Annotated in this window: 18 protein-coding genes; 10 read left to right on the top strand and 8 right to left on the bottom strand. The window is 49.6% G+C overall.

Going from position 1 to position 19,252, the window contains the following annotated elements:
- Positions 1-15: 15 nt before the first annotated feature.
- Positions 16-789: a gluzincin family metallopeptidase gene (locus L3D05_RS19900; protein ID WP_239618076.1), complete on the bottom strand. Its 774-nt coding sequence runs from the start codon at positions 787-789 to the stop codon at positions 16-18.
- Positions 786-1,448 carry a DUF2306 domain-containing protein gene (locus L3D05_RS19895; protein ID WP_239618075.1) on the bottom strand — a complete coding sequence of 221 codons (663 nt, stop codon included), beginning with the start codon at positions 1,446-1,448 and terminating at the stop codon, positions 786-788. Before L3D05_RS19895 ends, L3D05_RS19900 begins: the two co-directional genes overlap by 4 nt.
- A gap of 333 nt (positions 1,449-1,781) precedes the next feature.
- Between L3D05_RS19895 and L3D05_RS19890 the strand changes: the two genes are divergently transcribed.
- The 3 genes from L3D05_RS19890 to L3D05_RS19880 all read left to right on the top strand — a co-directional run bounded on the left by L3D05_RS19890 (position 1,782) and on the right by L3D05_RS19880 (position 4,270).
- Positions 1,782-3,092: a DUF5050 domain-containing protein gene (locus L3D05_RS19890; protein WP_239618074.1), complete on the top strand. Its 1,311-nt coding sequence runs from the start codon at positions 1,782-1,784 to the stop codon at positions 3,090-3,092.
- Positions 3,093-3,261: 169 nt separating this feature from the next.
- Entirely contained in the window at positions 3,262-3,666 is a 405-nt protein-coding gene (locus L3D05_RS19885; protein ID WP_239618073.1) for a VOC family protein, read from the top strand.
- A 157-nt stretch (positions 3,667-3,823) separates the two neighbouring features.
- Positions 3,824-4,270 carry a carboxymuconolactone decarboxylase family protein gene (locus L3D05_RS19880; RefSeq protein ID WP_239618072.1) on the top strand — a complete coding sequence of 149 codons (447 nt, stop codon included), beginning with the start codon at positions 3,824-3,826 and terminating at the stop codon, positions 4,268-4,270.
- Here the strand turns inward: L3D05_RS19880 and sigJ are convergent.
- The 5 genes from sigJ to L3D05_RS19855 all read right to left on the bottom strand — a co-directional run bounded on the left by sigJ (position 4,263) and on the right by L3D05_RS19855 (position 8,979).
- A complete protein-coding gene (sigJ, locus tag L3D05_RS19875) occupies positions 4,263-5,144 on the bottom strand; it encodes an RNA polymerase sigma factor SigJ (protein WP_239618071.1) in 882 nt (293 codons plus the stop codon). The two genes, L3D05_RS19880 and sigJ, sit on opposite strands and share 8 nt — an antisense overlap.
- 90 nt (positions 5,145-5,234) lie before the next feature.
- The gene (locus L3D05_RS19870; protein ID WP_239618070.1) at positions 5,235-5,513 is read right to left on the bottom strand and encodes a DUF2277 domain-containing protein; all 279 of its coding nucleotides are present in this window, start codon (positions 5,511-5,513) and stop codon (positions 5,235-5,237) included.
- 28 nt (positions 5,514-5,541) lie between these two features.
- The gene (locus tag L3D05_RS19865; RefSeq protein ID WP_239618069.1) at positions 5,542-6,375 is read right to left on the bottom strand and encodes a hypothetical protein; all 834 of its coding nucleotides are present in this window, start codon (positions 6,373-6,375) and stop codon (positions 5,542-5,544) included.
- 201 nt (positions 6,376-6,576) lie between these two features.
- Positions 6,577-8,517, bottom strand: coding sequence for a copper amine oxidase N-terminal domain-containing protein (locus L3D05_RS19860; RefSeq protein ID WP_239618068.1), 1,941 nt, complete (start codon positions 8,515-8,517; stop codon positions 6,577-6,579).
- Positions 8,518-8,649: 132 nt separating this feature from the next.
- Complete coding sequence (locus L3D05_RS19855; protein ID WP_439647964.1) at positions 8,650-8,979, bottom strand: antibiotic biosynthesis monooxygenase family protein; 330 nt, start codon at positions 8,977-8,979, stop codon at positions 8,650-8,652.
- 125 nt (positions 8,980-9,104) lie between these two features.
- Here L3D05_RS19855 and L3D05_RS19850 point away from each other — a divergent pair, with 125 nt between their 5' ends.
- Positions 9,105-11,234, top strand: coding sequence for a DNA topoisomerase III (locus tag L3D05_RS19850; protein WP_239618067.1), 2,130 nt, complete (start codon positions 9,105-9,107; stop codon positions 11,232-11,234).
- Between the two features lie 160 nt (positions 11,235-11,394).
- On the opposite strand, the gene L3D05_RS19845 is transcribed toward L3D05_RS19850, so the two are convergent.
- Positions 11,395-12,072 (bottom strand): hypothetical protein, encoded by a 678-nt coding sequence (locus L3D05_RS19845; protein ID WP_239618066.1) that lies wholly within the window; start codon positions 12,070-12,072, stop codon positions 11,395-11,397.
- 130 nt (positions 12,073-12,202) lie between these two features.
- Here L3D05_RS19845 and L3D05_RS19840 point away from each other — a divergent pair, with 130 nt between their 5' ends.
- The 6 genes from L3D05_RS19840 (at position 12,203) to L3D05_RS19815 (ending at position 19,251) form a co-directional block, all read left to right on the top strand.
- The gene (locus tag L3D05_RS19840) at positions 12,203-13,339 is read left to right on the top strand and encodes a sensor histidine kinase (RefSeq protein WP_239618065.1); all 1,137 of its coding nucleotides are present in this window, start codon (positions 12,203-12,205) and stop codon (positions 13,337-13,339) included.
- Positions 13,336-13,989, top strand: a complete 654-nt coding sequence (locus L3D05_RS19835; RefSeq protein ID WP_239618064.1) for a response regulator transcription factor — start codon at positions 13,336-13,338, stop codon at positions 13,987-13,989. The genes L3D05_RS19840 and L3D05_RS19835 overlap by 4 nt, the downstream gene beginning before the upstream one ends.
- A 195-nt stretch (positions 13,990-14,184) precedes the next feature.
- Complete coding sequence (locus L3D05_RS19830) at positions 14,185-15,558, top strand: extracellular solute-binding protein (RefSeq protein WP_239618063.1); 1,374 nt, start codon at positions 14,185-14,187, stop codon at positions 15,556-15,558.
- Positions 15,559-15,644: 86 nt separating this feature from the next.
- Positions 15,645-16,538 (top strand): carbohydrate ABC transporter permease, encoded by an 894-nt coding sequence (locus tag L3D05_RS19825; RefSeq protein WP_239618062.1) that lies wholly within the window; start codon positions 15,645-15,647, stop codon positions 16,536-16,538.
- A 16-nt stretch (positions 16,539-16,554) separates the two neighbouring features.
- Positions 16,555-17,436 carry a carbohydrate ABC transporter permease gene (locus L3D05_RS19820; RefSeq protein WP_239618061.1) on the top strand — a complete coding sequence of 294 codons (882 nt, stop codon included), beginning with the start codon at positions 16,555-16,557 and terminating at the stop codon, positions 17,434-17,436.
- A 12-nt stretch (positions 17,437-17,448) separates the two neighbouring features.
- Entirely contained in the window at positions 17,449-19,251 is a 1,803-nt protein-coding gene (locus L3D05_RS19815) for a sensor histidine kinase (protein ID WP_239618060.1), read from the top strand.
- Position 19,252: the final 1 nt, after the last annotated feature.

The following is a 19,252-nucleotide window of genomic DNA, read 5'->3' as shown; positions in this document are numbered from 1 at the left end:
GAAATCGGGATTTCCCTATGTTTTCAGCAAATCGGCCTTCCATTTCTCGTATATGTTCTGGGTTGATTCCTTTAGAATTTGTTCCATCTGCTCAGGATCCTTAATGATCTCGTTTAGAGCCTTCTCCCCGTATTCGTGAACAATAAACCGAATGATCGATCCGCTATAGAAATACGCTGATCCTCCTGCTTTTGCGAAGTAATCGGGATCTTCGAGTTGCTCCAGTGTCGGAACGTCTAAGAATAAGGATCGCGTTTCTAGCTCCGTTTCAAGCTGATTAGAAGCATAATAAGCCAATCCTTCATCTAGCCACTTCGCATATCCCACAACGGGATTAATCTGCTGAGTAACGGCGTGTACGAATTCATGGACAACTTGAGCTACGTAATCCGCTTTGACTTCAGGATCTTCTAATGCCGCCGGCGTATACACCTTAATCACATTCTCTTTGGCAACATACGTCCCCTCGGTGTCTCTTCCAATCATCTTGGTAAATTCAACTTTGTCCGAATAGACGTGGATGACCGTTTTACCTACAGGTTCAAACTCAAAGAGCTTAGTAATGCGATCATAATTCGACTCGAACGCTTCCGCTAAAGCCGCAACGGACGTTTTCACTTTCTCTTCCGGGTCCGGACTGTAGAATAGCCCGTGTTCAGTCTCCTGCACGATCTTCATGAGGCTATTGCTGCTCGTGTTACCGTCATTAGCATTGCTGTTCGAGCAAGCGCATAAGTAAAGCAATAATAAGGACATTAAGCTTCCCTGTATCCATGTGTTGCGTTTCATTTCGATCCTCCGGCTTCTAAAATAGAAAAATGATTAGATCGATTCAATAGCCATTGCGCGAAAAACAAGTTAGGTATCCAGCACAGCCAAGCAATAACGCGGTAGTAGTCATTGAAAGATTCAATCCCGAATGCCGCTATGGAAATCGGCAAATATAGTCTTAAGGTAACGGCGGCGAAAGTCAACGCATAATTTCTAGTCATCCATCTCTGGTGCTCCCGCCTGTCCTTGTTAACGGTAATCGCCCGGATTCCCCGAACCAAAGTATAGATCCATAACAGCGCTAATAATAGGAAGCCCACGCTAGAAACCCAACCACCTGTCGCGTAGAAAGCTAAGTATACGCCCGTTACGCCTCCTAGAAGAACGCAATAGCTGTACAGCTTGCCGACCGCCCGATGCGTGCGGATGGATCTGGCCCTCAGTTTACCAAAGAATTGCAACCATCCGGTACAGATTGCGGTTATCGAGGTCGCGATATGAATGTAAATCATTACGTACCACACTTTGTCGAGATTCATCCGGCTAAGCTTATCTTTAACAAACTCGGATTGATCGGCTCCCAGAACGAAATATTGTACAGCCAGATATAAACTTAATCCGATGGCAAGGAAAACCGCCGTCGCCAGCGCTTTATTGCTCCTAATTGCTCCTAGCACAAGACACTCCTCCTCCATGTAACGTGAGATTGAACTCTCTCTTCTAATTAAATCTTACTTAAAATTCCAGAAACGATCATCCGACCGCGGAATTGTTCTGCACCGGACTTAAGTCGAGTAAAAGAAAAGCAAATAACCCTTCCACCCCGGATGAATGGCACGTCAAAAATATATACAATTCGTGAACATTTACATTATTTACCTTTATTAATTGAAAAATATTACAACGCATCTAACGTTCAGCTGCAAACTTCCGATAAATAACATGTTTGTAGGATTTCATATTGACCTGCAAATTCTAACCATTATGCAATTCAACAAAGGAGATTATTAATGAACAGCATGTCATTGGCAATGAAGCGTACTTTTTTATCGTTATTACTCTTTACTCTCACATTAACGGGAATAGGTGCAGGGGCTGTCCACGCGGAAGAAACGTCCAGCAGCTCAGAGGAAGTCGCCGTCATCTATTACGTTTCCAATGGAGATCTCTATCGCGTTAAGACCGACGGCAGCCCTTCGCAGAGGCTTCGTAAAAATTTTGACGGTGTCGAGCTCAAGCCCGCCGGAGATTATATGTACTACATGTTCAGCGAAAATTCTACAACGCTTCTTCGCTTGTCGTTAACGGATGAACAAGCCAAGGCGCGTGACTATGGCGGGGATAAAAGAATCGTCCACTTAGAAACCTACGGGGATCAAGTTTACTTCATGGACGACAAAGGAGGCCTCTACCGCGCTGCATCTACTGTAGAGAAAGCAGATCAAGCGTCGCTGATCGCGGACATGGCCGACGTTAACTTCCCTTCGTTCACAGTCGTAGAAGGAAGAGTGTATTATAATGCTCTCCGTAACGGGCGTACGACCTGGGTTGCTTCCAAAGCCGCGGACGGCAGCGGTGCAGTACAATGGGTTGCCGCCGGAGCCCTCGAGAGCTCTTATTACGCGAGAACGGACAGCACGAGCCTTAATCTGATCATTAACACCAAGCCGGAAGAGACGCAATACTCGACCGACTGCATGGTTCTATACACATTACCTAAGAAGGGCGGAGCGGCCAAAGCCGTTAATACGAAGGCCCCGCTTGATGCCAACTCCGTCTATTCCGGATTGTGGGCCGGCAACGATGCGATTATGTATAACAAAGGCATTCGTCTCAGCGGAAATGGAGACTACGATTACACTAAAGGCAAAGGCCAATTGTTAACGAAAGCGGGCAAAACTATCGATCTGAGCAAGTCCGGCATTATTGAGATTGCCAATGCGGGAACGAATAAATTCGCATACGTAGGCGCTAATGGCAAAGCCTATGTGGCTACTTTGGCCAACAACAAAGTGACGAGCACTAAAACTCTTTCTCTAAGCAACGTCGGATATGTTCGCAACATGATGAACAAAGGCAAAGTAAGATCTACGGTATTTTTCGGACAAAATGGAGCCTATGTGCTGAATGCGGACTTGACCCTTAAGAAGATGGTTGGCGTTGAATGGGACTTGTGCGTATATGAAGACGATATCGACGGCATATTTTATGTCAATGCAGGCGATAACGGTCGACTGTACCGCATGACTGTGGACGGTAAAGCAACGACTAAGCTCACCGATGAGAAAGTATCCCGGATCGTATTAATTACGAAAGCTTAACTTATGCCTGTAATAAAAACCGAGAATTTCCCGCCCTTTGAAGCGAGAGATTCTCGGTTTTTTGATTGCGGTTCTCTTATAGCAATCCATAAGAAATCTATCCGTGGGAATACTGTTACAATGGAAACGAAGAGATTCCAAACCGAAGGTTGAAAGGATGTTGAATCCCATGGCCAAACTCACGCCTTATATTTTCTCGGAGGATTCCAGAGCCCAAGCCGAGTTCTACACGAATGCGCTAGGCGGGGAAATCCTGTCCGTTCAGACTCACGGACAAGTATCGGATCAAGCCGGAAACAACAAAGACAAGGTAATCCACTTAAGCCTGGTTGCCGCAGGGGTTACCTTCTTCATGACCGATTCCGAACCCGGTTCGCTTAACTATGGCAACGGCATTAATCTAAGTCTCGAGTTCCCAACGGAAGAGGAAGCGCGCGAAGCGTTCGCCAATCTCGCGGAAGGCGGCACGGTGAAGCACCCGCTGCAACCGGAATTCTGGGGCGCGTTATTCGGACAGCTCGAGGACAAATTCGGCGTTCAATGGATGATCAGCAGCGAAGCAAAACCGAACTAAGATTCAGCTTAGATAAAAAGGTCGCCAGGATGTTCTGGCGACCTTTTTATGCTTCCGTCAATTCTAATCACATCTATTCGATCACGACGTCACAAAATGAAACCCTCACCTGTCTTATCTTTGTGAGCAAACCCAAACTCTTAAGGAGAGATGAGAAATGGAACTTAGAATGAATTACCGGAACTCCAATCCCGAGGCTTTCAAAGCCATGCTGGGACTCGAGCAATTTATCCAGAATAGCGGACTTGATCGCAAGCTGTACGAATGGATTAAGCTGCGGGCTTCGCAAATTAACGGATGCTCGTTCTGCATCGACATGCACGCCAAAGATCTGCTAAGCATAGGCGAGAGCATGGAGAAGATCACGCTCCTGAGCGTGTGGCACGAAGTGCCTCACTTCTCCGAGGAAGAACGCGCCGTTCTCGAGCTGACCGAGTACGCGACGAAGCTGTCGGAAGCCGGCATCCCTCGCGAGGTGTATGACCGCGTCCGCACTCATTTCAGCGAGAAGCAGTTCATCGATCTGATCATGGCGATCAACGCGATCAACGCTTGGAACAGAATCGGCGTTTCCACGGGGCTATATCCCGGCTGCTTTAATTAAAACGCGTCAATTTGTCCGGATTAACGATCAAGTAGATATGACGTACGCGGGAGCCGCCAGGCTCCCATTCCGCGCAAATGACCCTCGTAATCCGTCCGTCCTGACGATACGCCAACCCGAGTTGGCCGTTCATAACCATACGCTCGAACCCGCCTTTGAAACTGCCTTTGGCTGCCAGTCCCTCGAAGAATGCCTGCACCCGCCCGATGCCAAGAATCGGATTAAGCGCTGCCCGCACTTTGCCGCCGCCGTCCGACACCATCGTGACGTCATCGAGCAGAAAGGCCAGCAGCGGCTTGAAGTTCCCCGTGTCCGACGCGCGCAGGAACGCCGCGACGAAACGTTCCTTCGCCTCCTCCATCTCTTCGTTCGGTTGAAGCGCCCCCGTGTCTTGGCCTACCTTCATCTTCGCTCTGCTGAACGTTTTCCGGCAGCTCTGTTCCGTACGTTCAAGAATCTCCGCGATATCCCCGTATTCGAATCCGAATGTATCCTTCAGAATGTAGATTGCTCGCTCCAGCGGCGTTAGTTGCTGCAATAGCACAAGATACGCATATCCGATATTTTCTTGTCGCTCCACGGAATCGGACGCTTGGCCGGAACCGCCATCCGGCATAGGCTCGGGAAGCCATGGTCCCGTATACGTCTCGCGCTGGCGCCGCGATGATTTAAGCAGATTGATACAGCGGTTCGCGGTCATTTTCGTCAGATAGGCTTTCTCGTTCAAGACCGCTCCCGTATCCATTGCCAAGTATTGAGCGAATACATCCTGCACGATGTCTTCCGCATCAGCCGCGATTCCTAGCATTCGGTAGGCCAGTCCGAACAGCATCGATTGATGCTGCTTATAGGTTTGGGCAAACAAATTCGTCATTCCTCCGCTCTCCAAGTAACAATCTTACGTTAGAATGACAAGGAGGAACCGCGTTTTGTGACATTGCACCGCTTCCTCCGGCCTATAAAACTAATTCCCCTTAGCTCCGAATCTTCTTACGGATTTGATGCGGGCGCGCTCGATCTCCACTCCGCGATTTCTTGACGGAGCGCGGGTTACCAACGAAGCGAGCAGCTTCTCCGCGACCTCGGTCACTTCTTTAACCGCTAGATGGAACGCCTCCTCGTTCACCTTCGAAGGCTCGTTAAACCCCGAAAGCTTCCTTACGAATTGGAGTGCCGCAGCCCGCACCTCCTCATCCGTTGCCGGAGGATCGAAGTTGAATAAAGTCTTAATGTTTCTGCACATCTCATAGATCCCCTTCCGTTCAAGCAGATTAAATAGGCATCGTATAGCGATAGTTTTCCAGCACGGGACGGAAGTTGGTTCCTTGTTGCTGAACGACTTTTAAGGCTAATCCTTCATCGCCCCACCATTCGAAGCCGAGGGAATAACCCGCTTTCGATTGAGTGACGAATAAGATATTGAACATTTCGGTCGTAATCTCCCCCCCGTCGGAGACGCGCCATGTGGACATTTCATCGTCATTCCCGACGAAGTCGTCGAAAATAAGCTCTGATTTCGTTGTGAGTACGAGGCTTGCTAGCGGCTTTTGCCCTTTTATCCGTTCGAACTGGACGAGTCCGATTTGCACATCCTTAGAAACTTGGCCTAGTAACCCCTGATGGATGACCTTACGTTTTTTGGTCTTTTCGATCTTGCTGATCACGCTCTTGGAGAAAACCCCTTTGCTCACGGGCTTATAGTTTAGAAAAGTATGTCCCTGGAATGCATTCTTCTCCGCGAGCAGGACGCTTTCATCTGTCTTGATTTTCCCTTGGACGATACTGAACAGTTCGCCCTCATCCTGATCGAAATTATAGGAGATCTGTCTTCCGGTACTTTCATCCGATCTCTTCTGATGTTTTACGAATTTCACCGAAGCGATTTTACCCGGAGCATAGATCGCATTGACGAACCGTTTCGGATTCGTGCCGTCAAATCCCAATAGTCGCTTTCCCGATGCGTCCACATAGGAAAAAGCGAGCTTTTTTTCTGACAATTTACCTGTAATAGCTGCTGGAGATGTAGCGGATGAGGTTGAGCCTGCAAAGTTAAAAGTGCTTACTAACACGATAATGCTGACGATAAAACTTAATAATTTTCTCACCTTATCACCTTCGCTAATCTCTATAATTGGAAACATAACCCATTATACGTCAGTCGAAGATTTCGCCGCAAGTTACGTGCATCATAGCTTGTTCCTGATGTCACGGTTTCTTATCGATTGCTATCTTGAGGTTCTAGACAAACTAATAGTGTTTATGCGTACAAAAAAAGAGCAGGGAATCCCCGCTCCTTGTCTAATCGATTATTCAAATTGTGCGTCTGGCGTCAATGTAACTGGATACTGGTTTTTCTCCATCTGACCGGTGCTTTGAAGGTATTCTTCTACGAGCTGCGTAGCGTCGACGGTAGAGGAGAGCAGCCAATCCGCGTATAACGTCCCGAATTTCTTGGTAAACCAATCGTCCGTATATTGCCCGCTGAATACTTGGAAGATTTCATAAATCTCTCCAACCGTATTCGTTCTCTTCTTGCCGGAGTCGTCTATCCAAGTCACTTTCTTACTCAAGTCGACGGGACGAATATCTTCGATTTTCGTTGAGGTGATCCCGTTCTTATAGTTAAAATAAATCTTAAGAGACTTCTCGTAGCGGTGTCCCTTCAGTATCTTCCAACCTGCCATATTGCCAGTAGCCGCTACCTCGTACATCTTGCCGGAACCCGAAGTCGAAGGCGACGTTGCGGCTTGCTGCTTCGCTTGAACGATGAATTTCCCTGCTCCGATAGAAACGTTCATCTGCTGCTTCGCGGAATCCCACTTGAGCTGGGCTCCCAACGTCTGGCTAAGGATTTCCGCCGGGAATAGCAGCTCCCCGTTGTTCTCGATGGGGGCTCCTTTCATCGTGACGGACTTTCCGTTTATTTGCGCTTTCGCGCTTCCTTTGGTTAAGACAATTGAATTCGTCCCTATCTTAACGCTATAAGTTTTGGCCGAGGAGTTGTAGCTAACCGAACCGCCCAACGCTTGGATAACGGATTTTAACGGCAAATACGTAATCCCCTTTACTTGCTTCGCGTTCTGAAGAGGATTCTTTAAGCTGGAAGCAACCTTCAATGATTGTTTAAGCCCGCTAGCTTCAACCGTAATGGTCGCTTCTCCCACGGCCAGAGACTTAAAGCTGCCGTTCCCAAGAGACTGCAACAAATACGGCTTATCAATACTCACTTTAACCAGTTCCCAAGGAAGCTTGGCCGTCGCTCCGGTATTATACACAAGCGATACGTCTCCTTTGATTTGACCACCCACGGTCGGGCTTAAGCTGGAGACGTCGAATGACAGTCGCTCAATGCTAGGCGCGTTCAGAGGCGAGGATTTTCCTGACTTATAGATCACCCAAGCTCCGTTCGTTTGTTGAGCATAGAAATCCGGAACCCCTTGCGCCGCTATAATTTGTTTAATCTGTTCTATACCTTCTATCGGGTTAAGCTTGAATTTGTTATCGTTTAATCCCGTTCCGTTGTTCCACGCGGTGCCGTTTTTCTTAACGACAACCAACGTCGTATCTTCGTTAAATCCAATATCTACGCCGTCCGTAGCCAATGTCTCCGGAATGGATTTCATATCGTTATCGAAATGATAAGCGTCATATAGAATAACTCTCCCGTCCTCATACAGCAGGGCGACTTGATTATCTCTGACTTTAAGCTTGCGAATAGAGGCCGCATCCGAAATCCTAGCCACCAATACCGGATCCGTATACGTACTCTCGTATCTCTTGATCTCTCCAGAATCCGATACTGCAGCGATAACGTCATCATACGCATCGAACAATCGAGTCCCTTTGAAGCTTGCTAGCTCCTTCTTCCCGCCCCGGTCCATCGTCCATAACGTTCCGTCGGACAGCAACCAATACTCGCCGCTGACTTGCTTCACGTTACTTATGTCGGGAATCACGCTAGGCTCCTGCCCCCCGGACCAACGAACGAGTTTGCCATCCTTGTTGATCCCATATCCTGCGTTGCTATTTCCGGTAACGCTCACGAGATTCAAACTTTTCTGCAAAGGGACCCCTTTATTAGTCAACCAAATTGAGCCATCCTCCAGCATCGGTGTTCCGTCTTCCAGCACGGTCGCGATACCAGGCTTGCCTATCGTTTCCTGGCCATACGCAGCTCCGGCGATACTCGTTAAACCCAAACATAGCGTTATGAATAGAATCAGCACTCTATTACGAATTTTCGGCACCCCTATTACCCCCTAATAATTTCCTTTTCAGTAATGGGGATATCATATCATCTATATGCGACATTTTTCTACAAAGTTGTCGCGCCTAATAAAAAAACCACCCGGTCAAGGTGATTTTTGCTTGCGTACCACTCATTTTCTCATCGAATATTCTCGTTCGACTTTGCAAATTTTTACATGATAATGCTCATACCACGCTTGCTTTCCCTGCTCTTGGGCAGCCTTGTGGGCTTCGACCCGCTTCCAGTTGCTTATCGCCTCTAAGCTCTCCCAATAAGAAATCGTAATGCCGAACCCGGAAGAGTTTCGGACGCTTTCAACGTCTATGAAGCCGGGTTGCTCTGCAGCCAATCTTACCATCTCGTCAGCCACTTCTCCGTACCCGTTTTCTCCGTCTGTGCGTTGGCTAGTAAAAATAACCGCGTAATACTCCCTATTCTTACCCCGATTGCTTTCGCTCAAATGATTCAGCCCCCTTCATCTAGATGTTATACTATAACCATCCGGTAATATACTCACCTCATGATTCACGAACGAAAAAGAACATCCATCGATGAATATAAGTGCAGGAGTGAACAATTAATCCAATGAAAACATTAGTCTTAGCGGAGAAGCCATCCGTCGCGCGGGAAATCGCTCGCGTGATGGGGAGCCACAATAAGAATAAAAGCTATATAGAAGGACCCAAGTACGTCGTGACTTGGGCGCTTGGCCATCTGGTCGGATTATCCGAACCCGAGGATTACGACAAGAAGCTAGGGACTTGGGCTCTGGAGGATCTGCCGATTCTGCCCGACCGCATGAAGCTGAAGGTGCTGCGGGAAAGCAGCCATCAGTACAAAGCGGTGCAGCAACTTCTACGCAGACCGGATATCGGCGAACTGATCGTCGCGACCGACGCCGCGCGGGAAGGCGAACTGTTAGCCAGATGGATTATCGACATGGCCAAGTGGACGAAGCCGTTCCAACGGCTATGGATCTCCTCCCAGACCGATAAAGCGATCAAGGAAGGCTTCGCATCGCTCAAGCCGGGCAGCCAATTCGAGCGGTTGTACCAATCGGCTCGTTGCCGCGCCGAAGCCGATTGGATGATCGGGCTTAACGTAACGCGCGCTTTAACTTGCAAATTCGGTTCCCCTCTGTCCGCCGGACGCGTGCAGACGCCATCACTCGGCATGATCATGCAACGGGAGAAAGAAATTATCGCTTTCCGTTCGGAGGAATACAGTCTCTTGCGCGTAAGCTTCGGCAAGTTCGAAGCGCTATGGCGGAGCGCGAACGGGGATTCGCGAATCTTCGACGCGGACAAGGCCAAGCAGTTGCAGGAGAAGCTTGCAGGCGGCACCGGCCGTATTTCCAAGCTCAAGAAAAGCGAGAAATCCGTACCGCATCCCCTCGCCTACGATTTGACCGAATTACAAAGGGATGCTAATCGCATGCTAGGGTTTTCGGCCAAACAAACCTCCAACGTCCTGCAACGGCTCTATGAACAGCATAAGCTGGTTACTTACCCGCGAACGGATTCGCGTTATCTGACCTCGGACATGGCGGATACGCTGAAGGAAAGGCTGTCGAGCATTGCTGTCGGCCCCTATGCACCGCTGGCAAGGCCTCTACTGCGCGGAGCTTTGCCTCTGAGCAAGCGGGTCGTGGACGATAGCAAGGTTACCGACCATCACGCCATCATTCCAACGGAGCAAGCCGTACATCTGAATCTGCTTACTACGGAAGAACGCAGGCTATACGATCTGATCGTAAAACGCTTCATCAGCCTATTCTACGCTCCGGCACGCTTCGATCAGGTCGCCGTCACCATTGAGGTCTCGGGTGAGACATTGTCCGCCAAAGGCACGACGATCAAGGACAACGGTTGGCGAGCCGTCTATGACGGTCAATCAATGGAGGAAGAGGACTCCGAGGAAGACGCGGAAGATAGCGCGGCAATGCTGCCGGAGCTGCGCGAGGGCGAATCGCTTGAGGTGAAGCAATGCCGTATCCAGAACGGAAGAACGATGCCTCCGAAACGGTACACCGAAGCCGCTCTGCTGACGCAGATGGAGAAGCACGGACTCGGAACGCCAGCGACTCGCGCCGACATCATCGAGAAATTGGTCAGCTCCGATACGATCGAGCGGCAGAGCAATCTGCTGCACCCGACGGGCAAGGGCAAGCAACTGATCGAACTGGCTCCCGCCGACTTGCGAACGCCGGAGCTGACGGCCCGCTGGGAGTCGGAGCTGGAACGGATCGCGCGCGGACAAGGCAAGCCGGAGCCCTTCCTTAACGGCATCCGGGAGATGGCGAGAGAACTGGTATCCGGCGTCAAGAAGAGCGAAGCTTCCTATGTTCCGCATAACGTATCGAGCAGCCACTGCCCGGATTGCGGAACCCGGCTGCTCGAGAAGAAATCGAAGCGCGGGCTTATCCTCGTCTGCCCGAGCGAAGACTGCGGTTACCGCCGTTCGGACGACAAGCAGCTCTCCAATCGTCGCTGCCCTCAATGCCATAAGAAGATGGAGATGAAAGAGGGCAAAGCCGGCAAGTACGTTCAGTGCTTACCCTGCGGAATTACGGAGATGGTAAATAAGGATAGCAAGCATATGAATAAACGCGAGCAACAGAAGCTGGTTAGTCAATATTCCAAAAAACAAGAGGAGCCCTTGGGCTCCAACCTTGGGGAATTGCTTAAAGCCGCTATGGAGAAGAAAAACAGCTGAGTTGCGATTTTACCCAGCGTGCTAGTTCAGCCGGGCCGTCGGACTATTCCGGCGATGGCGCGAATTTCGAATAGCGGCACACGGTGCCGTTATTCGATGATCTAACGGGGGAAATTTGCCCCCACCATCCCATATCCGATTTGTGAATCAAGTAGAGCTGTCATAACCTAGATAACGCTCTTCGACGTTCCAGCCGCGAGATCACCCAAGTAAAACCGACATAATAACAGAAATTGAATACGGCCACGACTTTCTCGTTAGGCGGATGAGGCCCCCATATGGAAACTACGTTAAATAGCAACAAAATAACAAAAACAAATCCCATTCCGTATTTACCTAAGAAGGAGCCCTTCCCCTCCGTAGACCTCATATAGATAAATAGTCCGATCAACAACAAGCCGAATTCGATGAACAAGCTCCAGAAAATACTATGGTAAACACCGAATCCCACTTTATAACGATCGCCCAGCAATGGTAAATCGTGATCATGCACAATCAAGTCCAGCACCCAGTGTGAAAAAACAGCCGACGCGATTACGAGCGCGGATTTCCTACTCCCTTTCCCACTCCCTTTTCCCCTGTAAAATACTCTGTAGCCTAAGTAAGCTGCTCCCGACCACAGCAATGATGAGAGAAACCCGTGCGTGTAAGGCATATACGTTAAATGAATCGGGCTGGCGGGGAGAGAATGTTGCGTGTCCGCTTTCTCGATTCCAAATAGGATGAATAGGCTCCACACGACATCCAACCACTGAACGGCCAAGAACAACTGCCATAACTTAATCTCGGAATCCGCCTTCTTAAGCAAATAGCTAACGGAATAATGTCCGGCTAACATCATTAATCCCTCCTGTTAAAAATGTCGATTATGGATTATCGTTCCATGTGATACGATTATGTTAGCGGTTGCGATAGTCACATGGATACTGACCAAGGTCATCTCTTCGCCATATTCGGGAGGAATTCTATTGAGATTGACGTTTATTTTATTACGATTGGCAGGTTATGCTGCCGTTTGGATCGGTGCTTACATACAAGCCGGACAGTGGTCATTCATGGATTGGACGATTAGCGTCGGCATTATGGCCTGGTGCGTGGGCGACCAATGGAAAACACCGGACTCCCCATCGCCAACGTTAAAGATAGGTATCCTAGCAGAGACCGCGCTCATCACGATCTGGGCGTTAGTCCTGCAAGACGGCATAGTCCTATTCGTGCTTATTTCCCCTCTCGTACGTTCATGCATTCATCTGAAATGGCAAGATTGCTTATGGATCACGTTGCTGGAGATGACCGCTATCCTTGGGCTTCACCGCTTGTTTCATTCCACCCCTTACCTTCAACTTTCGCTGCTATTTATCGCAGGCTTATACGCCTTCGTTCTAGGTTCCCTCTTAAGAGAGAGAGAACAAGCTAGACGCCTGACCGCGATATCCGCTTTCGAGCAAGAATTGAGGGTGAAAGAAGAAGAACGGATGCGCATCGCCGGACAGCTCCACGACCGAACCGGCCAGTATTGGACGGCCATTACCCGGGCATTGGATGTCGCATTAAGGCTGGAAGGAGACAAGAGGGTGGAGTTTATTACGAAAGCCAGGGAAGCCTCAATGGAAGGTTTGCAAGAAATGAGAAACGCCGTCATGCAATGGAACGATGGAAGGCAATCGCCCGCCGAATGGATGAGATTCATGGAACAATCCATACATCGCTTCAGCCAAGTGACGAAGATGTCCATATCGCTTAACGTATCTCCTTCGATCGATTGGCATCGGTTAGAGTATCCCGCCCCGACAGCCGAGACGATCGCCCGAACGGTTATAGAGTCTATGACGAATGCCGTTCGCCACGGCGAAGCCGAGGCGGTTAATGTGACCCTGGAATCAGGGGAGGAAGAAATCGTTCTTACGATCAGGGACAATGGAAAAGGCATCGATTCTCTATCCCAAACCACGTCCGCATACGGAATTGGCATCAAGACGATGAAAGAGCTTGTGCACACAAACGGGGGATCGTTGAAAATGACAGGAGCCGGGTTACAAGGAACAGGAACAATCGTCTCTGTCACCCTTCCTTATCGCTCTAAAATGAAGGAGCTTACCCAATGATCAGAATAGGCATTGCCGAGGATCAAGCTTTAATACGGGAGAGCTTGGCCATCGTACTGGCTTTAGAGCCGGACATGGAAGTGGCTTGGACGGCCGCGACAGGTACGGAAGCCGTCGCATTGATGGAACGCGTCCCGGCGAATCTCATCTTAATGGACCTGCGAATGCCGGACATGGATGGCGTTACCGCCATGCGCCGAATAAGGGACATGCCGCCCAAGCCGCAGATGATCGTATTAACGACCTTTCATCACGAAGAATGGCTTATCGACGCTATGAACGCGGGGGCGACGGCCTGCTTCATGAAGGAAATTCCGCCTGATCTGCTCATTACGGCGATTAGGAGTATCGTTCGGCAGGATTGGATCCCTTCGCTATGGGCCTCCGATTGGAGGAAATACGCCCCGGAAATCCAATTCCGCACTCGCTTGGCGGCCTCTCATTCGAATAATGCGCAAGAGACATTAACCTCTAGAGATATCGACATCTTAAGAAAATTATGTTCCGGGGCCACGAATAAAGAAATCGCAGCGGATCTTCGTCTAAGCGAAGGTACAGTTAAAAACTATGTGTCTACGCTCTATGCAAAATTGGGGGTTCGGCATCGCGCAGAAGCCGTTAAAGCCGCTAGCGACCGCGCGTTATATTAGAGCTGAGTTGTTTTACTATATTAAGGCATATTCCCCGCTCCGATTGGAGATCACAAGGGAATGAGAGCATGGATCCAGACCCCCCGCTGGATAACGACCTTTAAAAAGTAAACATCTTCTCCTAAGTAACTTCATTGTTCGCAATCCCGTTTCGACGGATAATGAGGACATTCCAACCTCAAGGGGGATATACAGATGAATAAGACAAGCAAAAGAGTGCTTAGTACGGTCATGACAGGTTTGCTTGCAGTAAGCTTAGCTGCATGCGGAAGCACAAACAATGGAAACAAAGAAAGCAAAGGAGCTGCGGCTGATCCGTCTAGCCCTGCTGCCGAAACAAGCGTTGCCAGCCCTACTAGCAAGGACAAGGTAACGATCACCTTCCAGAACATCTACCCAGACCCGACCGATCCGAAATACAAAATGCTTCGCAAAGTCGTTTCCCAGTACGAAGCCGAGCACACGAACGTCAAAGTCGAGCTCGACTCCCTGAACACCGACCAGCAAAAGCTGAAATTCAAAACGCAAGCGGCTTCCAAAGAAATGCCTGATATCACGATCGTCAATCCGGCTGCGCAAATGCAACCGTTCGTAGATGCCGACCTGTTCGCGCCTCTTAACGAGATGGTCGAGCAAAACGGCCTGAAAGGCACGTTCACAGAAGGAATTCTTGATTACTACACTTTCAACGGCAACTTGTACGCTTTGCCGGACGGTAACAACATCGCACTCATCTACTACAACAAATCGTTGTTCGAGAAAGCTGGCGCTAAAGTTCCTACGACATTCGAGGAAATGATCGACGCCGTCAAAACTCTTAAAGCCAAAGGCATTACACCGATCGCCATCGGCGAGAAAGATTCCTGGACCGGTTCGTTCTTGTTCATGAACGTCTTGCTCCGCACGAACGGTGGCCCTGGCTTCCTGAAAGACGTCGTCGACGGCAAGAGAACTTTCGAAGATCCGGCATTCACGCAAGCGGTTGATGCGTTCCAATCGCTGGTTCAAGCAGGCGCGTTCCAAGAAGGCGCAACGTCGTTCGATTACAACGCGGGCGAGAACTTGTTCAAAACAGGCAAAGCGGCAATGTACTTCATGGGAAGCTGGGCTACCGGCGGTATCGAAACGTCTGATGTAAGCAAAGACGGCAACGTCGGAGTATTCAAATTCCCTACGGTTGGCGGCAAAGGCGACCCGAACCAATTCATGCTTGCTCCTGGTAGCGCATTCGCGGTATCCAAATCCAGCAAGCACTTGGCTGAAACACTCGATTTCTTGAACTACTTCATGGTGAACTACCCGAAAGAAATGTTTGAGCAAAAAGGAGCTATCGGCCTTGCTCAAACCGTTGAAGGCGACTTCAAAGCTGCGGGTTACTCCGATATGGCCATGGAAGTTATGAACATGTTCAAAGATGTCAAAGGCGGAGACCTGGCGTTCGACAATACGATGAATCCAGGAACGGCTCAAGTGCATCTGTCCAGTATCCAAAACCTGTTCGTTGCGAAGAAAGATTCCGCTGCGGTGGCCAAAGAACATCAAAAAGGCTACGAAGAAAACAAACAATAACATCCGTGGATATATTGTTACGGAGGGGGCGCCCAGCGGCCCCCCTTTCGTCATCATAATGAGAAAGCTCGAAGGAGGCGAAAGCCTTGAAAGTGTTAAAAGTATCCGGCTGGACGATCGCGGCATTCGTGCTTCCGTGCTTGCTCCTGTATGTCTGTCTCGTGTTCCTTCCGATCATCGTTTCCGTATACAACGGAATGTTGCAGTGGAACGGTATCGGCACATCCAAATTCATCGGACTTGCCAATTTTACTAAGATGTTCACAGACGATCCCGTATTCTGGCCCGCAGTTGGCCGAACATTCCTGTTGGCGGGATTCTCGATGCTCGTGCAATTGCCTCTTGCCTTATTCGTGGCGATTCTGATCAGTCGTTACGTCCGTAGAACCAGTTTCCTCGTGTCGAGCTATTTTCTTCCGGTAATCCTATCCGTGGCCGTAATCGGCCAGTTATGGAAGACGATATACAATCCGGCATCGATGGGAGGAATGATCAACCAAATCCTGGTCAAACTCGGATTGGATTCATGGACGCATTCCTGGTTAACCGAACCGAAAATCGCCATCTACGCGATCATTATTGTCGGTCTATGGCAGTATTTGGGTTACCATATCCTCATCCAATTCACCGGAATTCAGAACATTCCGGCCGATATTTACGAAGCCGCCAAGATTGACGGCGCCGAAGGCTTCAAGGCCGATCGATATATCACGTTGCCTTTGATCGTTCCGATTTTCAAAATATCCGTCGTGCTCTCCTTCATCGGTTCTCTCCAGTCGTTCGACCTCATCATGGTCATGACGGGCGGCGGTCCTGCACATGCAACCGATGTTATAGCGAGCGTTATGTACAATATGTCGTTCCTGTCGATGAAGTACGGATACGGTAGTGCCATCGCTTCATTCTTGGTCGTCGTCTGCCTTCTGGCAACCGTAATCATCAACTTCCTATTCAACCGGTTAGACAAACGATTCTCGTAAAAAGGAGGCGCGCCTTATGAGCCCATCCACAACCGCGAAGGTCATCAAGCCTGCGGCCCATGCCCGGCGTAGAGGCTTTTCCATCACTAAGACCATCGTATTCGTTATATTCGGCATTCTGCTCGTCACGCAGCTCTATCCTCTCTTGTGGCTACTCATCTATTCGTTCAAGACGAATGAAGAAATCCTGTCCGGCAGTTTCTTCTCTCTTCCTGCCGTATGGCAATGGAGCAACTACACGTCCGCCATCGAAAGCGGCAATTACTGGCGGTATCTGTCCAACAGCGTTCTCGTGACTTCCGTCACAATGATTAGCGTCATTCTTCTGGCATCGTTGGCAGCCTACGCGATCTCCCGATTCCGTTGGAAATACGGCCAACTCGTGCTTCTCGCCTTCTTGCTCGGGATGATGGTTCCGTTGCAAGCAACTTTGCTTCCTCTTATGCTCATTTTCAAAAATTTGGACATTCTGAACACGCGCTTGTCGCTGATATTGCCTTATATCGCCTTCCAAACGCCAATTGCCGTCTTCATTCTTAGCGGTTTTATGAAAACGATCCCCCAAGAGATCGAAGAATCGGGTATTATGGATGGTGCAAGCGTTTACCGGATATTCACTTCCATCGTTCTTCCGATCACGGTTCCCCCGATCGTGACCGTATGTATTCTGGCATTTATTAATATCTGGAACGAGTATATCCTTGCGGCTACTTTCATTTCATCCGAGAAGCTCAAGACGCTTCCATTCGGGGTCAACAGTTTTGTCAGCCAATATTCGGTCAACTACGGAGCGATCGGGGCCTTCCTCGTGCTCGGAGCTCTGCCGGTCATCCTGATTTATTTCTTGCTAAGCGAGAAAATAACGAAAGGAATGGTAGCCGGCGCCGTGAAAGGATAATTTAACATCGACATGATGCACTTTCGAACGATCCGCAGCCGTATCTTCCTGATCTTCCTATTCTGCATGCTGGGCTTGCTTCTTATCGTCAGCTTGGTTTATTACCAGCGGGCGACCGATCAGATCCGGGATAAAGTCGGAGTCATCGCGGAGAAAAATATTTCTCAAACTGTCGGTTTGTTCGAACTTATGCTTAAAGGGTACGATTCCGTAACGAAATCCCTGAACAGCAACGGCGAGCTGATGAAGCTGCTGCAGAACCCGTCTTCCGACCGTACGGTCGAAGGCGTCAATCTCGAACGGCGAATTACGGACATCTTAGGAGCGATCTTCTATTCCCGGAACGATATCGTCGGCATCCATATCGTGACCTATCGAGGCAAAGTATTTAGCTTCGACCGCTCGGTAGGAGCCGCCGTTCGCGAGTACCCGCAAGAAGAATGGTTCACTGAGCTGAAGCAGTCTACGGGGGAAATGAAATGGCTTGGCGTGTACCCCGATTCTCTCATGAGCGGCAATATTAACCGTCCCGTATTCGCATTCGGACGTCAGTTGTTCGAGTTTACCGCATTGAAGCGTATTGGCATCGTCTTGATCGAGACGGATGCGGATTCGATCGTATCCGCGCTTTCCAACGCAAGCTTAGGGCCGGGGAGTAGTGTTATCATCCGGGGGCAGGATGGGGACGATATTATCCGGACGAATCCGACCCAGGATGTCATGGATACGGTCCCTCCCGGATGGCCCGGCCCATTAAAGGATGATCAAGTCATCCTTAGCGAGCGAGAGGATGCCTTGATTACCGCAGCCCGGATCCGCACGGCGGACTGGACGGTCATCGGCATTACGCCTAAAGAAGATCTAAAGCTCGAGCTTAAAGAAACGCAACGTTTTCTGCTGAGCGTCATCATCATTCTCGTGGTAGCGGCTATCGCGCTTGCGACATTCATCGCGCGCTCCTTCTCTTCACCATTCAAAAGGCTTATCCAGCAGATGAAGCAGGTCGAGCTCGGTAACTTCAAGGGCCAAGTTCACGTGCAATCCTACCAAGAACTTAACGTTCTAGTTGGATCCTTTAACCGAATGGTTCATCAGATGGATGATCTCATCGAACGCATCAAGTTAGCCTCGCTAAGCGAGAAGCACGCCCAGCTTCAAGCGCTGCAATCCCAGGTTAATCCTCATTTCCTGTTCAATACGTTGGACATGATTTACTGGATGCTGGACGAACGGGAGAACGATCGGCTAGGCAAGGTGATTCTCTCCTTGTCCCAACTCTTCCGCTATAGCAGCGATTGGAAAGAAGCCTCCAGCGTGCCGCTTCGCCGGGAACTCGATCAATTGCGCCACTATTTGTCGATTATCGAGGTCCGGCTAGGAGGCCGCGTGCAGACGGTTATTGAAGTGGACGAGCGCTGGCTAGACATCGAGGTTCCTAAGATGATCTTGCAACCCATTATTGAGAACGCAGTGAAATACGGATTAGAGCCCTTGAATCAGTCCGGCATGCTGCGCATTCGTTCGGAAGAAAATAATGGAAGTTTATCGATTAGCGTGCAAGATAACGGAGTCGGAATCGATGCGGACACGCTACTCTCACTAACCCAAACGCTAAACGATTCGGCCGCTTCCGATCATGGCCGGGATGCCTTAGCCGAAATTGCTTCCGGCAGAGGCGGGATCGGTCTAGAGAACGTCCACCGTCGCATTCGCTTGATGTTCGGCGAAGGCTACGGCATTCGTATAGAAAGTGAGCTCAATCTCGGAACGACTGTCATCCTGACGATTCCTATCCCCCCCGAGAGGAGACATTAAC

Source organism: Cohnella mopanensis, assembly GCF_022352055.1.
Lineage (GTDB): Bacteria > Bacillota > Bacilli > Paenibacillales > Paenibacillaceae > Cohnella > Cohnella mopanensis.
Note: the sequence above shows the minus strand (reverse complement) of the source record. Positions and strands in the feature narration are given on the sequence as shown.